Below are 16,277 nucleotides of genomic sequence, written 5' to 3'. Positions count from 1 at the left end.
CAATCAGACGGAGCGACGGCAAAGGGCCGCATTATATCGGCCCTTTGCCCGTGGTACAGCGTGTTTATACGATAGAAACAGTCAATTAGACGGTCTGCACTGTCATTTCCGGGAAAACTCGACAAATATCGCCAACACTTGTTCGATCTGTGCCCGGCTGACGTCCAGGTGCGTGACCATGCGCAGGCGCGGCGCCGCACTCAACTTGATCCCGCGCTCCTCGGCAAAGGCTTTCAGCGCCTGGGCCTGCTCGCCGATCTGCACGTAGACCATGTTGGTCTGTACCGGCTCCACGCTATAACCGGCCTTGCGCAGCTCGTCGCCCAACCACAAGGCATTGGCGTGGTCTTCGGCCAGGCGTGCCACCTGATGGTCCAGGGCATACAGCCCCGCCGCCGCCAGCGAACCGGCCTGGCGCATGCCACCGCCGACCATCTTGCGCAAACGGCGAGCCTTGGCGATCAACGCATTGGAGCCGCACAGCACCGAGCCCACCGGCGCGCCAAGGCCCTTGGACAGGCATACCGAGACCGAATCGAAATGCTGGGTAATCTCCCCCGCATCCACACCCAGCTTGACCGCTGCGTTGTACAGGCGCGCGCCGTCCAGGTGCAGGGCCAGGCCATGCTCACGGGTAAACGCGCGTGCGGCAGCCAGGTAGCTGATGGGCAGCACTTTGCCCTGCATGGTGTTTTCCAGGGCCAACAGCCGGGTGCGGGCGAAGTGGAAGTCATCCGGCTTGATCGCTTCTGCGACCTGGGCCAGGTCCAGCGAACCGTCGGCCTGGACTTCCAGGGGCTGCGGCTGGATCGAACCCAGCACCGCCGCGCCGCCGCCCTCGTATTTGTAGGTGTGGGCTTGCTGGCCGACGATGTATTCCTCGCCCCGCTCGCAGTGAGCCATCAGCGCCAGCAGGTTGCTCATGGTACCGGTAGGCACGAACAGCGCGGCGGCAAAGCCCAGGCGCTTGGCCAGTTCGGCCTCAAGGTGGTTGACGCTGGGGTCTTCACCGTAGACATCATCGCCGCTCGGCGCGCTGGCCATGGCATCGCGCATGCCTGGGGTGGGTTGGGTCACGGTGTCGCTACGAAGATCAATCACGGACATCAAGCTGGCCTCTGCGTGTGGGGAGTTCCCTGTTGTAACCGATTACTGCGGGTATCACGGGCAAATATCAACCCCTGCCCCTGTAGGATTCGGCTTGCCGGCTCCTACAGGGGCTGCCCGCAAACCTGTCGATAGTCGATATCAACAAGCACCCTATGCAGTTTTTCGAAATGTATGGTAAAAACTCTCCGCTGCCAGGGTTCTGGTGGCAACGTTCTCAGGGCGGGGTGTAATTCCCCACCGGCGGTAATTGCGTGCAATACGCATAGCCCGCGAGCGCTTGGCGCCTCGAACTGCTTATGCAGGACGGCGGCAAGGTCAGCAGACCCGGTGTGATCCCGGGGCCGACGGTCATAGTCCGGATGAAGAGAGAACGGGATTGGCGCCTAAGGGCCGTGTGCGAGAAATCATGCCTGGCATGATCGATTCGGCCGTACCCTTAAATCCCATTCGATTCATAACGCCCTGTTTTTTTCATAAACAGGAGTCAGAACATGCAACCCACCGCAATCGACAGCAAGAGCAAAAACCATCACGGTGAGCGCGTCGCGTTTATCCAGGCTTGCTGGCACAAAGATATTGTTGATCAGAGCCGTAAAGGCTTCCTCGCCGAAATGATCGCCCAGGGCTACCAGGAATCGGATATCGATTTCTTTGAAGTCGGCGGCGCCTTTGAAATGCCCCTGCACGCCAAGCTGCTGGCCAAGTCCGGCCGCTACGCCGGCATCGTCGCCGCCGCGCTGGTGGTGGACGGTGGGATCTATCGCCATGAATTCGTCGCGCAATCGGTGGTCAGCGGCCTGATGCAGGTGCAGCTGGAAACGGAAGTGCCAGTGTTCTCGGTGTCCCTCACCCCGCATCATTTCCACGCGGGCAGCGAGCATCACAACTTCTTCTTTGAGCACTTTGTGCACAAGGGCAAGGAAGCCGCGCAGACCTGTGCCGATACCCTGCACAAGATCCGTGCGATCCGCCGCAATGAGCCACGCGCCTTAGCAGTCTAAGCCGCACCGCAAAACCAATTGTGGGAGCGGGCTTGCCCGCTCCCACATTTGGATCTAGACCAGGCCGGCGTCCGTGGTCGGCACAATCAGGATGCCTGCCCGCAAGCCATTCTTGACCTTGGGGTTGGGGAAGATGATGCGCGCGCCCTCCTCCTCGATCACCCAGCGGGTCTTGGCAATGTCCTCGGCCAGCAGATAGCCCTTCTCCAACTCCGAAAAATTCTCCACGTCCGCCGGCAAATGCAGGGTGAAGGCGTCGCTGTGCTTGATCACTTCCCGGGCCACGCTGAACAACTTCAGGCCGTCCAGGCCCTCGGTGGCCGGCTCGTTGCCTTCGATGATCTGTATGAGGCGGGTTTCCAGGCGCGATACATCCACCCCCTGGTTCTGCCCGAATGGCCGGGCCTTGCCCAACTCCAGGGTGAACGACTCAGCGCCCAGTTGCTCGTAGGTAAACGCGGTGAAGGTAATGGAGGTCTTGTTCTGCAACAGCACCGCTTCCATCCCCGCCGCCCGCAGGCGGGCCAGTTCGGCGCGGGAGTGCTGGCGCCCTTCTTTGAACGGATAAAGCGCGAACTGCTCGATCTTCGAGCCGCGAATCGCCGTATGCAGGTCGTAGTGCAAACGACTACGGTCAGGCACGCTGAAGAAGGTACGGGCCAACTGTTCAAGCTCGGCCGCGCGCATCGCTTCCGGGCCGATGCTTTGTTCGTGACGGCCATTGAACAGCCGGTTGACGTCCTGTTCGAGGTAACGCTCGCCGCGACGCATGGCCTCGGGGTTACCGAACAGGAACAGAATACGGGTGCGGGGCTTGATCTCCCCACGGGCGATGCCATGCAGCAAGCGGTCGGCCAATTCGATCGGCGCGGTTTCGTTGCCATGGATGCCGGACGACAGCAGCACGTCGGCGCCGTTGTCCCGGGCTTGGGGAGGCCGCACTTCGAGTGCGCCCTCACTGAGCCAGCGCATCTGCACGCCGTCGACAGTCAGTTGAATTTTTTGCGCCGGTTCACGACCGGCGAGGGTCAGTTCAAGCAGTTTGCCGAGGGCGAGCATAGAGCAGCTTCCTTAGTGGTTGCAGCCTGGGCCGTGGACGTGATCGTCGTCATCACCTTCAACATCGGCCGGTTCCATTTCCAGCTGCAGGCTCATCAGGTTGGTGGCCAGGGGACGCATCAGCAGGTTGGCGTATTCGGCATCACCTTCTTCCACATCCACGCCGATCAGCAGTTGGCCACGGCCGTCGTGCTGGATCCAGATTTCCTTGCCCTGCCATACCACGGCCAGGCGAGTGCAGGAGGTTTCCAGCTGGGTACCGTCGGTGTCTTCAAGGATCAGCTTCAGGGTATCGGTGGTCATAAATAGGTCTCAGCCGTGGGGTATTAATTGATCTGAAAAGGATAAACCGCGCCCAGTTTAAGGATTTGCGTCAGTTCATCCAATGCCGTGCGACATTCAAGCAGCAACTGCGGGTCAGCCAGGTCGGTTTCGCGCAGGCTGTCGCGGTAGTGCTTGTCGACCCATTGGGTCAACGTTTCATACAGCGGTGCAGTCATGATAACCCCTGGATTGACCGCCGCCAGTTCACTCTCCTTCAACGCTACGCGCAAACGCAGGCAGGCCGGGCCACCGCCGTTCTGCATGCTTTGCTTGAGGTCGAAGACTTTGACTTCGCCGATCGGCCCGCCGGAGCTGGTCAGGCTTTGCAGGTAGTGCCAGACGCGTTCGTTGTTGCGGCACTCTTCGGGCACGATCAGCAACATCGACCCGTCAGCGCGGCTCAGCAACTGGCTGTTGAACAGGTAGGAGCGCACGGCGTCTTCGACACTGACCAGGGCGCGGGGTACGCAGATCGCCTGGAAGTTGCCGCCGACCTTGCCCAGCTTGGCCTGCAGTTCAGCGAGCATCTGGTCGGTATTGAGGAACGCATCCTCGTGATAGAACAGCACTTCACTGTTGCCCACAGCGATCACGTCGTTGTGGAACACCCCGGCATCAATCACCGCCGGGTTCTGCTGGCCGTAGACCACCCCGTCATCCTGCAGGCCGTGCAGGCGCGCAACTGCCTGGGACGCTTCGAGGGTCTGGCGCGCCGGGTACTTTTGCGGCGCCGGGTAGCGGGTGTCGAACGCACTGCGGCCAAACACGAAAAACTCCACGCCCGCCTCGCCATATTCGCGGCAGAAACGCGTGTGGTTGGCCGCGCCTTCGTCACCGAACTGCGCCACCGCCGGCAACGCGGCGTGGTGGGCGAAGTGCTGCTGATCGGCAAACATCGCCCCCAGCACGCGGCTGGTGGTCGGGTGTTCGATGCTGCGGTGGTATTTGCAGTTGAGGTTCGCGGCAGTGAAATGCACACGCCCGTCAACGGTGTCGGCGCTCGGGCTCACAGTGGCCGCATTGGCCACCCACATGCTCGATGCGGAACAGCTGGCAACCAGCAACGGCATGGCTTGCTTGGCCGCCTGCTGGATCACCTGGGCATCGCTGCCGGCAAAGCCAAGGCGGCGCAACGCGGCCACATCCGGACGTTCCTGGGGCGCCAGTACACCTTGCACAAAACCCATGTCCATCAGGGCTTTCATTTTCGCCAGGCCCTGCAGCGCCGCTTCCTTGGGGTTGGAGGATTGCTGGCTGTTGCTCTGGGACGCGACGTTGCCGTAGGACAAACCGCCGTAGTTATGGGTCGGCCCCACGAGACCGTCAAAATTGACTTCACAGGATTTCATCGGCGAGGCTCCACGAACATCTGTTTTTATAGGCATCAAAGGTTTCAAAACACCACAAATCTGTCTTTGCAAACCCGATCAACTGCAGGTGCTGGCTTGTGTGTGGGAGCTGGCTTGCCTGCGATGCGGGCACCTCGGTCTTTCAGCCAGATCGAGGGGATGCCATCGCAGGCAAGCCAGCTCCCACACAAGCCCGCTCCCACATTTTTAGATCAGCGTAATGCCAGGGGTGAGGGTTGCTGGCAGCACCAAACTCGGGGTCTCCAACGACGCCACCGGGTACGCGCAGTAATCCGCCGCGTAATAGGCACTGGCGCGATGATTGCCCGACGCCCCTACCCCACCAAATGGCGCGGTGCTCGCCGCGCCGGTCAGCTGTTTGTTCCAGTTGACGATACCCGCACGGCTTTGCAGCCAGAACTGCTGGTAGCGCGCCTCGGAGTCCGACAGCAACCCTGCGGCCAAACCGTATTGGGTGTTGTTGGCTTCACGGATCGCCGCTTCGAAATCCGCGTAGCGAATCACTTGCAGCAACGGGCCGAACAGCTCTTCGTCCTCACGCTCGGTCACGGCGGTCACGTCGATGATGCCAGGCGTCAGCAAGGCTGCCTGCGCCTGGGGCTGGGTCATTTCCAGCAGCGCCACGGCGCCGTTGGCCAGCATCAGCTCCTGGGCATCCATCAAGGCCTTGGCCGCGCCCAGGGAAATCACCGAACCCATGAAGGGCGGCGGTTGCTGGTCGAAGGCGCCCACGGCAATCGTCGTGCTGACGGCAACCAGGCGCGCCAGCAGTGCATCACCCCAGGCGCCTTCCGGCACCAGCAGGCGCCGGGCGCAGGTGCAGCGCTGGCCGGCCGAAATGAAAGCGGACTGGATGATGGTGTAGACCGCCGCATCGACATCGGCCACTTGATCGACCACCAGCGGGTTGTTGCCGCCCATTTCCAGCGCCAGGATCTTGTCCGGGCGCCCGGCGAATTGCTGGTGCAGGTGGTTGCCGGTGCGGCTGGAGCCGGTGAAGAACAAACCGTCGATCCCCGGGTTGGCGGCCAGGGCAATCCCGGTCTCCCGCGCGCCTTGCAGCAGGTTCAAGACGCCCGCCGGCAGGCCGGCTTCGACCCAGCACTGCACGGTCAGCTCGGCCACTTTAGGGGTCAGCTCGCTCGGCTTGAACAACACGGTGTTGCCCGCAAGCAAGGCCGGCACGATATGCCCGTTGGGCAAGTGGCCGGGGAAGTTGTAGGGACCGAACACCGCGACCACGCCGTGCGGCTTGTGGCGCAACACAGCGGTGGCGTCGCCCAGGGGGCCGCTCTTCTCGCCGGTACGTTCGCGGTAGCTCTGCACCGAGATCGCGATTTTGTTAGCCATGCTGGTGACTTCGGTAGCCGACTCCCACAGCGGCTTGCCGGTTTCTTCGCCGATGCAACGGGCGATTTCATCGGCGCGGCTTTTCAAGGTCGCGGCGAAGGTTTCCAGCACGCCGATACGCTCTTCCAGCGGGCGCATGGCCCAGGCCGGGAAGGCCTGGCGCGCGGCCTGCACGGCGGATTCAACCTGCTCGACGGTGGCGCCATTGCCGGCCCACACCACTTGCTGGGTCACCGGGTTCAGCGACTCAAAGCGTTCACCCTGGCCAGCCAGCCAGCTCCCTGCGATATACAGCGAATTCATTATTTCGACTCCCGGGCAGCAGACAACGATACGGCACGCACTTGATCACCCGCCACCAGTTGCAGGCGCTTGGCGGTCAGCGGATCGACCACCAGGGTGCCAGCCGCCAGGCGCGCCGGTGCGGCGGTGATGCGGCAATCTTCACGTTTACGGTTATGCATCAGGAACGGCGTGGCGTCGTCCCCCGGCGTGCCGATGGCCAGCACCAGCGCCTGGCTGTCACGCACCGCACGGATCTTGCCGGTCTCACACTCCACCGCAGGACCTGCGTCGAAGATATCGACGTAGCCCTGGTAGCTGAAGCCTTCGCTCTTGAGCATGCTCAAGGCCGGCTCGGTGTCGGGATGGACCTTGCCGATCACGTTGCGCGCGTCCTCGGACAAGAAGCAGGTGTACAGCGGGAACTTGGGCATCAGTTCGGCAATAAACGCTTTGTTGCCCACGCCGGTGAGGTAGTCGGCCTGGCTGAACTCCATCTTGAAGAAGTGCCGGCCCAGGCTTTCCCAGAACGGCGAACGCCCGGCCTCGTTGGACACACCGCGCATCTCGGCAATGATCTTGTTGCCGAACAGTTGCGGGAACTCGGCAATGAACAGCATCCGCGCCTTGGCCAGCATGCGGCCGTTGAGGCCGTTGCGGTAATCGGCATGCAGGAACAGCGAGCACAGCTCGGAGTTGCCCGTCAGATCGTTGGCCAGGAATAGCGTGGGGATCTCGCGGTAGATATTCAGCTCCTGGGAGGCGCTGACCGTCAGGCCGACCCGGAAGTTGTACCAAGGCTCACGCAGGCCGACCGCACCGGCGATCGCCGAAATCCCCACCACGCGGCCTTCGTCGTTTTCCAGCACAAACAGGTAGTCGGCATCACCACGCCCGGCTTCGCCGCGAAAGGTCTTTTCAGCCCAGCCAACCCGGTGGGTCAGGCGCTCTTCGTTGGCCGGCAAGGTGGTAAGGCCGGTGCCGGTGCTGCGCGCCAGATCAATCAGGGCCGGTAAATCGCTGCTGCGTACGGGACGAACGATCATGCTATCTCCTCGGACGGGCCGCCTGTTACAGGCCACCCGTTAAACTCTGCTTTAAACCGCTACCAGACGCACACTGGCGCCTTCGCCGACGCCCAGGGCTTCGGCTGCTTCCAGGTCCAGGGTCACTGGCTTGCCTGGCGCGTAGTCCAGTTCCAGCATCACCGCACGGTAATCCTGCAACTGCGCGTTGCTCACCAGGTACTGGCGGCCGACGCCCTTGACCATTTCGCCGACCTTCACCGGCACTACGCGGCTCTGGGCAATCGAGCGGATGCCAGAAACCCGTGCATGCAGGGTCGGGCCACCGTCGAAGATGTCGATGTAATGGTCTGTTTCAAAACCTTCGCGCATCAGGATGTCGAAGGTGATCTGCGCACGCGGGTGCACCTGGCCCATGGCTTCCTGGGCTTCGTCGGGCAACAACGGCACGTAGATCGGGTAATGGGGCATCAGTTCGGCGAGGAACGTGCGGCTCTTCAACCCGCACAGGCGCTCGGCGGCGGCGTAGTTGAGGTCGAAGAAGTTGCGGCCGATGGCATCCCAGAACGGCGAATCACCGTTCTCGTCGCTATAGCCGACAATCTCGGTCACCACCGAGTCCGCAAAGCGCTCGGGATGGCTGGCGACAAACAGCAGGCGGCCACGGGAATTGAGTTCCGACCAGGCCGACCCCACCAGCTCCGGCACCACGTAGAAACTGGTCAGCAAGCTGTTGCCGGTCAGATCGTGGCATTGGGACAGGACGTGGATCTTGTTGTGGATCTTCAGTTCGCGGGACGCGTGGACGAAGGTCTCGTTGCGAAAGCTGTAGAACGGCTCGGAATACCCGGCCGAAGCGACGATGGCCGAACAGCCCACCAGCTTGCCGGCGACGGTGTCTTCAAGGACAAAGAAATAGCTTTCTTCACCATTGAAACTCACTTCGGCGGCGAAGGACGCTTCGCTGGCGGCGATCTTGTCGCTCAGGCGTTCAACGTCATCCGGCAGGGAAGTGACACCAATCGGGCTGTCCGCAGCCAGACGCTGTACCTCGCCCAGATCAGCCATTTGCGCGGGGCGCATCACCAGCATGGTGTCACTCCTTAACTCGAAAACTTCATAAAAAAATGCCGGACACTGAACCTGGAATCACCCAGGTCCCAATGTGGGAGCGGGCTTGCCCGCGATTGCGGTGGGCCAGTCACAACAACGTCGACTGACAGATCGCTATCGCGGGCAAGCCCGCTCCCACATTTGATCCGGTTCGTTAGACAAATGTGTCTCTATCAGGCTTGCGTCAGCGTTTTTACAGCACGTTCAAAACGATCCAGGCCTTCAGTGATATCCGCGTCTTCCACCACCAGGCTCGGGGCAAAACGCACCACGTCCGGGCCGGCTTGCAGGATCATCAGGTTTTCTTTCTCGGCAGCGTTGAACACATCCTTGGCCTTGCCTTTGAACGCGTCGCTCAATACGCAACCGAGCAGCAGGCCCATGCCACGGACTTGGGTGAAGATCCCGTACTGCTTGCCGATCTGCTCCAGGCGGGCCTTGAACAGGTCATGCTTGGCGTTGACACCTGCCAGCACTTCAGGAGTGTTGATCACGTCGATCACCGCTTCGGCTACCGCACACGCCAGCGGGTTGCCGCCGTAGGTGGTGCCGTGGGTACCGACCACCAAGTGCTTGGCCAGGTCTTCACGGGTCAGCATCGCGGCAATCGGGAAACCACCGCCCAGACTCTTGGCGCTGGTCAGGATGTCGGGCACCACGCCGTAGTGCTGGTAGGCAAACAGGTGGCCGCTGCGGCCCATGCCGGTCTGCACTTCGTCGAACACCAGCAGCGCATTGTTGGCATCGCACAGGTCACGGGCGCCTTGCAGGTAGGCAAGTTCGGCCGGCAATACACCGCCTTCGCCCTGGATCGGCTCCAGGACCACCGCGCAGGTCTTGTCCGACACGGCGGCTTTGAGCGCTTCCAGGTCGTTGAACGGAACGTGGGTGATACCGGTGATTTTAGGACCGAAACCGTCGGAGTATTTCGACTGGCCACCGACGTTGACGGTAAACAGGGTGCGGCCGTGGAAGCTGTTCAGGGCGGCGATGATCTCGTATTTCTCGCTGCCGAAACGGTCGAACGCCACGCGACGGGCCAGCTTGAAGGCGGCCTCGTTGGCTTCGGCGCCGGAGTTGCAGAAGAACACGCGCTCGGCAAAGGTCGCATCGATCAGCTTATGGGCCAGGCGCAAGGCCGGCTCATTGGTGAAGACGTTGGAGACGTGCCACAGCTTGTTGGCCTGTTCGGTCAGTGCACCGACCAGCGCCGGGTGGGCGTGGCCCAGCACGTTCACTGCGATGCCGCCGGCAAAGTCGATCAGCTCGCGACCCGCCTGGTCCCACACGCGCGAACCTTCGCCACGCACAGGGATGAAAGCAGCAGGTGCGTAGTTAGGCACCATGACCTGGTCGAAATCGGCACGTTGCACCGGGGCTTGCTCAACGGACATCGGAGTCTCCTGAAGAGGAACGCCTGCCTGGAACTGGCGGGCGATGCAGGGATTGTAAGGACAGTTTTCAGAGCGGCCTTGCCGCCAAGCGACAACTTCTTATAGCGCCAACCCGTGTTTTGCGCGGGTTTACGCCAATGCGACAAATAGCGTCGCAAAGGCGCAGTTTAAACCGTGCAACGGCTTTGTGGGCAGGGGATGACGGGATCTTCGCAAATCCGCAAGACACGCTCGCACTAACTGTCTACCGCCTGCACCGCCTTGCGCACTGGTTTGCTGAAGGAACTTCAAGAGCCATCAAGGACAGGCACCATGGCGCAACCGCTTGCAACCCAATCCCCGCACCTCGACATCCTCAGCAACGCCATCCCCTCCTGGCTGGGCACTGCATCAGCCGCCAAGCGTGCGGCGCTAGCCGAAGGTACGCCGGCCATTGCCGCCTGGTACCTGCGCGCCACCGAGCAGCAGCACGCGCATCTCAAGCACCTGAATGCCGCCGCCTGGACCGCACAAAACCGCGTGGACAAAGCCCTCGCCGCCCTGCAGAGCCCCGAGACCTTTGGCGCCGCACGCCTGCAAGCGGCGCTCAAGGATGAGTTCGGCGTCGACGCCGACGTGCGCACGACCTACCTGCAACTGTATGTACCGCTGACCCTCGCCGGGTTCACCGTCAAGCCGGGGGCGGCGCGCACATGGTCGGTCTCGTTGCTGGACGCGGCCCTGCATAATTTCGAAACCGACGAGCCCTACGAGCAGCACTCCGGATTCAGCACCCAGCCAACGCCGGCGGGCCAGTTCAGCCAACTGCCGGCCCTGGACGCGAAGATCAGCATCGCCCAATTCACCCAACTGTGCCGCCGCCTGGATATCGGCGCGGCCTATCGGCGCTATCTGGATGAATACCTGGACCTGGACAATCCCGTGGCCCGCACCAGCCTGGAATACTGGCTCAAACAAAGCCACCTGGGGGCGCTGCAGCTGGCGTTGTACATGGCCTTGCTGAAGGGCGACCTGCCTGACGCCAGCCATGATGCCGTCCTCAACCTGCTCCACAATGGCCATGCAGCACACAACGGCTGCCCGCCGCTGGTGGCCCATGAACTGCTGATAATGGACTGCCGCCTGACTGGCATTGTGCTGTTTGCTCCGGACCTGGAGGCCAGCCGCGAGGTGGTGCCCTTGATCGCCTACATTCCCGACGACCCGCAAACCCCGGTCAAACACTACCCCAGCAGCGCGGCGTTCATGCAAAGCCTGGTCGCCAGGCTGCGCGCCACCGACTATCAACAGTTTTTCAGCCGTTTTGTGCGCCACGAAGACGCCGCGGTATTTTTTGCCAACCTCAACCAACGCCTCGGCCAGGTCTCGTGGCATCCGCACACCGCAGGCGATCCGCTGCCCAGTTGGCGCGAGAGCCCCACACAGCGCCCCAACCTGCAGTTTCGCGGGCTTAAAATCAGCGGTGATCTGTTCGCTCATCTGTTCCAGATGCAACTGAGCAAGCTGCAAGCCGACAGCCAGAGCCGCGCTGTCGCCACCGCGCGCGTCGACCAGAACGCCCGTTGGCGACGCTGGGCGTTCATTCAGAAGATCGCCGAAAGTGTTTTGCAAGTTATCGCCTTTGTGGCCCTGCCATTCATCCCGCCCCTGGGCGCGCTGATGCTCGCCTACACCGCTTATCAAGTCCTCGACGAAGCCTTCGAAGGGGTTGTCGACTGGACCCAAGGCCTGCAACGCGAAGCCCTGGGCCATGCCTTGGGCTTGATGGAACAACTGGCGCAGCTGGGCCTGTTTGCCACCGGCATTCCCATCGCCACCGAGTTGCTGCGCAAGGCTTTACCCCAACAAATGCTGGATTTTTTCGAAAGTCTGCTGCCCGTCAAGCGCCCCGATGGTCAACACCGCCTGTGGCAACCGGACCTCAGCCCCTATCGCCAGGAGGTGACGCTGCCGGCCGATACCCGCCCTGACGCGCAAGGCCTGCACCGGCACAACGGCAAACCCATCCTTGCCCTCAACGGCGAGCATTACCACGTAGAACAAGACGCCGGGCGCTATTTCATCCAGCACCCCACACGCCCTGGAGCCTACCGCCCGCAGGTCATGACCAATGGCCAGGGCGCCTGGGTCACAGAGCTGGAGAACCCGTTGGGCTGGGACCGCGCCACCCTGATGCGCCGCCTCGGTTACCAGACCGATAGCTTCAGCGATGAGCAACTGGCCCAGGTCCGCGACTGCAGCGCCACCCACGACAATACCCTGCGAAAAGTGCATGCCACCCAGCAGACACCCCCGCCACTGCTGGCTGACACCCTCAAGCGCTTTGGCATCGACCAGCAGTTGCAGGACTTCCTGGCGCAACTGAACAGTGACGATCCGGCGGTCTACGCCAAGGCCGATCCGCAGACCCTGTTGCAGTTACTCATCAGCTACGGACTGTGGCCCTCCAGCAAGACCCTGCGGGTAGTCAATGCCAGCGGCAGAACCCTCTGGCAATTCCCCGGTGACGAGGGGGCCAGCACCGTACAGGTGCTGGAAGCACAGCTGCACAACGGCGATCTATTGCCGACCCTGATCGAGGGCTTGAGTGAGCCGGAGCGCAAACACCTGCTGGAAGAAGAGTTCGGCCTGCCGCCCTCTTCCAGCCGCACCCGCGCCACCGCCTTGCGCAAGCAATTGGCGCGGATCGCCCAGGACAAGCGTTTCTCGTTATTCGAGTCACGCTACCGCGGCCTGGACCGCGCGCCCAATGCCCGGGTGCAGAAAATCATCGACAGTGCCTCGCGCCCCGGCCTGCCCGCGCCGGTGGCCGAGGAACTGCTGTCCAGCGCCAGTGGCGAGGAACTCAAGGCCATCGACGCCGGTACTGTACCCACGCGCCTGGCGGAACTGGCCGAGTGGTCGCTGCATGAAGTGCGCACCACCCGCGCCTATGAAGGGATGTACCTAGACACCGTGGAGAACCCGGACACTTGCCGGTTGGCCCTGCACTCCCTGGAAAACCTCAGCGGCTGGCCGACGTGGATACGCCTGGAACTCAGGGAGTACCGCGCCGAAGGTACGCTGCTCGATGCAATCGGCCCCACCTATGCGTTGACCAAAAGAACCCTGGTGGCGACACCCGACGGCCAATACATCCCGGAAAACGGCCAAGGCGCGCTGTTCGGCAGCACGGATTTTTACACCGCCATCCTGCAAGCCCTGCCTGACAGTGCCCGGGATGCCCTGCAGATCCATATCGGCCAGGGCCCGCGCCTCAAGCAGGCAATCGGCGAACACCCACTGGACCGCCCGAGCCTGCGTACGCTGCTTGATACCGACCCGCCGCGCAAACCCGCCTACGATCCGACTGTCATGCGCCTGCGCGGCGGCATGGACGGCTACCCGCCGGCCCTTCCCGAACAGCCAGGGCCAAGCCGCGGCCCTTCACTGGAGCAGCAACTGCAGACGCTGCGCCCGCAACTGTCGCCGGCAAAAGTCCGCGAAATGATCGCCACCCTGCAAAACACCTTTGGCGGTGCCCAGCCAGTGCTGACGCGCCTGAGGAACGAATACATCCGGCTGGACCTCGCCCTGACGGTCTGGGAATCTCAAACGCCCGACCTGCACCCTCTCACTCGGGCGCCGCTCAGTGCGACTGACAGGGAGTACCTGCGCCGTGATCGCAGCCTGTTCGCCCACCAGTTGCGCCGGGCGTGGCGCCAGGAAACCGCAATCGACAATTTCTACGAGGCACCGGCCACCAACGGCCACATGCTGCGACTGTCCGGCCCACTGCTCGGCGAGCTGCCCGCACTGGCTGCAAACTTCGACCATATCTCGCACCTGGAACTGCAAGGTGCGCACCAGCGCATCGACGTCGACGGTTTCCTGCAGCTTTTTCCAAGGCTGCGCTACTTGAGCATCCGCAATGTAGCCCTGAACGAACTGCCGCCTTGCCTGGCCTCGCTCACTGGCCTCAACGAACTGATCCTGAGCGGTTGCAACATCAGCCTGACCGAGCAAAGCCTGGCCGTCGTCAACGGCATGACGCGCCTATTGACCCTTGACCTCTACAACAACCCCCTGACCTTGCTGCCCAACCTGGAACAGATGCCGCAGTTGCAATACGTGGACTTGGCCAGCACCGGCATCAGCCAACTGCCTCCTGGTCTGTTGAGCCGCACTCATCTGATATACGTGATGCTGTCCAACAACCAGATCAGCGAACTGCCTGCGCAGTTGTTCGACCTGCCCACCGACATCACGCGGCACTTCGACCTGTCCGACAACCCGCTTTCAAACGAGGCGCTGGAGCGCATCAAAATCTACTTCCAGCGTACCCATCACTATCTGGAAGCCACCCCGCCCCAGCCCGACGTGGAGCAGGCCAAACGGTTGTTCCCCTCATTCAACGGCGATCAAATCAACCGCTTCATTTTTGCCCTGCCGGGCGACCTGGCTGCCGGCCGCACCGAGATGAACCGGCTGGAAAGCGAGTTTCCCCTCATCCGCCTGGACACCCTCGACTGGGCCAACGACAGCCGCGTCGATGCGGCAGAACAAGCCTTGCGCCACCGCTTCATTGATGCCCTGGAGACAGGCTGGCGCCGGGATGTGACGTCGGGCGAGCCACCCGAGGGGCAACCTACATCCAGCTACGAATTCAGCCTATTCATCACCGTGAGCGGCACACTGCCCGCCCTGCGTGCATCGTTCAATCACGTGTCGGTGCTGGCGCTCAAAGGTCGCGGGACACACTTGAATCTGGATGCGTTCCTGCAGAGCTTTCCCGCGCTGACCGGGCTGCATATCGAGGACTACGCACTGGGTGAATTGCCGCAGATCAGCCACTTGCCGCAACTCTCCTACCTGGTGCTGGACCGCTGCGCCCTGAGCTTATCGCCCACCAGCACGCAAGCCTTGCAGCGCCTGGCCGAACTCAAACACCTGAACCTGAACAACAACCCTTTGACGACACTGCCGGACTTCAGCCGATTGCCCCAACTGATCAGCCTGTCACTGCGCAACACCGGCTTGACGCAACTGCCCAACTCACTGATTCAACCCGCCACGGTGCGCGCTCGCGTGGACTTGAGCCAAAACCTGCTGCGCGAGCTGCCAGACCAGGCCTTCCTCTTGCCCCCGGCCGTCAGCGCCGCGTTTGACTTGTCGACCAACCCCTTGTCGCCCTCCACCCTGCGACGTGTGAAAGGCTATTGCCAAACCAAGGGAGAGCACTGGAACGCTGATATTCCCACTACCGATCTGCAGCGCCTCAAGGCCCTTTACCCCAGGCTTTCGGAGCGTGACAGCAAGCGCATCTTCTTCGAACTGCCGGGCGAACTGGAGGACGCCGACACCCATATCAATCGCCTGAGCGCCGAGTACGCAGAGTTGGACACCCAGCTGCAGGAGTTCGCCTTGAACGTGCCGCTCATGGATCAACTGCAAGTCCCGGTGCTTAACGAAAACGCGCGTGCCGAGGAGCAGGTTCGCCGCCTGGCATTCAAGGAGTTACTCCTGCGCTGCTGGCGGCGAGAGACGGAACTGGACGAAACTCAAGAGCCGACTCGGCGCAGCTATAAGCTGATCTTCAACAACCCATTGCTCGGCGATCTGCCGTCGCTGAATGTGCGCCTGGAACATGTGACGCTATTGGAACTGATGGGCGACGGTAACCATAAACGTGTAGGCGAGTTCCTGCGCGCTTTCCCCAACCTGACAAGCCTGACGGTGGAGCGCCATGCCCTGCAGCGCATTCCCGAGCGCGTATTTGATCTCAATCACCTGCAGCACCTGAAACTCAACGAAAACTCAATCCACCTGACACCAGACAGCATCGAACAGCTGTCGCGCCTGAACGAGCTCACCTTCCTGGACTTGAGCGACAACCCGCTCACACTGAGCCCGGACCTGCGCAACCTCACACGCCTGGTCATGGTGTACCTGCACAATTGCGGGTTGAGCGAGCCGCCGCCGGGAGTGTTCAAACTGCCGCGCTTGCAGGCCCTGGACTTGAGCGACAACCTGATCCAGCACCTGCCGACAGACCTGCTGGAAATGCACCTGCCACTCAACGACGACTCAGACATGAGCGGCAACCCCTTGTCCGCCGCAAGCATGACGATACTGCGCACTTACTATCGGCAGACCGGTTATGAGTTGGGCGTGGAAGAAGCGATGTTCGACGAAAACCGTGCCGCACTGACACCGCCCAGCACGCCAGAGCCTATGGAAGAGTGAGCCTGCTGCGGTGAGGGAGGCAGT

10 protein-coding genes and 1 riboswitch are annotated in these 16,277 nt (G+C 62.0%); of the genes, 2 read left to right on the top strand and 8 right to left on the bottom strand.

Annotation, left to right across the window (positions count from 1 at the left end):
* Positions 1-102 precede the first annotated feature (102 nt).
* Complete coding sequence (gene ltaE / locus HKK57_RS17060; protein WP_169390458.1) at positions 103-1,107, bottom strand: low-specificity L-threonine aldolase; 1,005 nt, start codon at positions 1,105-1,107, stop codon at positions 103-105.
* Positions 1,108-1,316: 209 nt separating this feature from the next.
* Positions 1,317-1,486: riboswitch (FMN riboswitch) on the top strand.
* 115 nt (positions 1,487-1,601) lie between these two features.
* Here ltaE and HKK57_RS17055 point away from each other — a divergent pair.
* Positions 1,602-2,111, top strand: coding sequence for a 6,7-dimethyl-8-ribityllumazine synthase (locus HKK57_RS17055; RefSeq protein ID WP_029294462.1), 510 nt, complete (start codon positions 1,602-1,604; stop codon positions 2,109-2,111).
* 54 nt (positions 2,112-2,165) lie between these two features.
* Here HKK57_RS17055 and astE read toward each other — a convergent pair whose 3' ends face one another.
* From astE to HKK57_RS17020, 7 genes are all read right to left on the bottom strand, one after another.
* A complete protein-coding gene (astE, locus tag HKK57_RS17050; protein ID WP_169390457.1) occupies positions 2,166-3,170 on the bottom strand; it encodes a succinylglutamate desuccinylase in 1,005 nt (334 codons plus the stop codon).
* 12 nt (positions 3,171-3,182) lie between these two features.
* Positions 3,183-3,473, bottom strand: coding sequence for a hypothetical protein (locus tag HKK57_RS17045; protein ID WP_029294458.1), 291 nt, complete (start codon positions 3,471-3,473; stop codon positions 3,183-3,185).
* A 23-nt stretch (positions 3,474-3,496) separates the two neighbouring features.
* Entirely contained in the window at positions 3,497-4,843 is a 1,347-nt protein-coding gene (astB, locus tag HKK57_RS17040) for an N-succinylarginine dihydrolase (RefSeq protein WP_169390456.1), read from the bottom strand.
* A gap of 207 nt (positions 4,844-5,050) precedes the next feature.
* Complete coding sequence (astD, locus tag HKK57_RS17035) at positions 5,051-6,520, bottom strand: succinylglutamate-semialdehyde dehydrogenase (RefSeq protein ID WP_169391201.1); 1,470 nt, start codon at positions 6,518-6,520, stop codon at positions 5,051-5,053.
* Positions 6,517-7,542, bottom strand: coding sequence for an arginine N-succinyltransferase (astA, locus tag HKK57_RS17030; RefSeq protein WP_070994679.1), 1,026 nt, complete (start codon positions 7,540-7,542; stop codon positions 6,517-6,519). The genes astD and astA overlap by 4 nt, the downstream gene beginning before the upstream one ends.
* 51 nt (positions 7,543-7,593) lie before the next feature.
* Positions 7,594-8,613, bottom strand: coding sequence for an arginine/ornithine succinyltransferase subunit alpha (gene aruF / locus HKK57_RS17025; protein ID WP_029294448.1), 1,020 nt, complete (start codon positions 8,611-8,613; stop codon positions 7,594-7,596).
* Between the two features lie 194 nt (positions 8,614-8,807).
* Complete coding sequence (locus HKK57_RS17020; RefSeq protein WP_029294446.1) at positions 8,808-10,028, bottom strand: aspartate aminotransferase family protein; 1,221 nt, start codon at positions 10,026-10,028, stop codon at positions 8,808-8,810.
* Positions 10,029-10,340: 312 nt separating this feature from the next.
* Here HKK57_RS17020 and HKK57_RS17015 point away from each other — a divergent pair, with 312 nt between their 5' ends.
* Positions 10,341-16,253, top strand: coding sequence for a leucine-rich repeat domain-containing protein (locus HKK57_RS17015; protein WP_169390455.1), 5,913 nt, complete (start codon positions 10,341-10,343; stop codon positions 16,251-16,253).
* The last annotated feature ends 24 nt before the right edge of the window (positions 16,254-16,277 follow it).

This window comes from Pseudomonas sp. ADAK21, from assembly GCF_012935735.1.
GTDB lineage: Bacteria > Pseudomonadota > Gammaproteobacteria > Pseudomonadales > Pseudomonadaceae > Aquipseudomonas > Aquipseudomonas proteolytica.
This window is presented reverse-complemented; position numbering and strand designations above follow the sequence as displayed.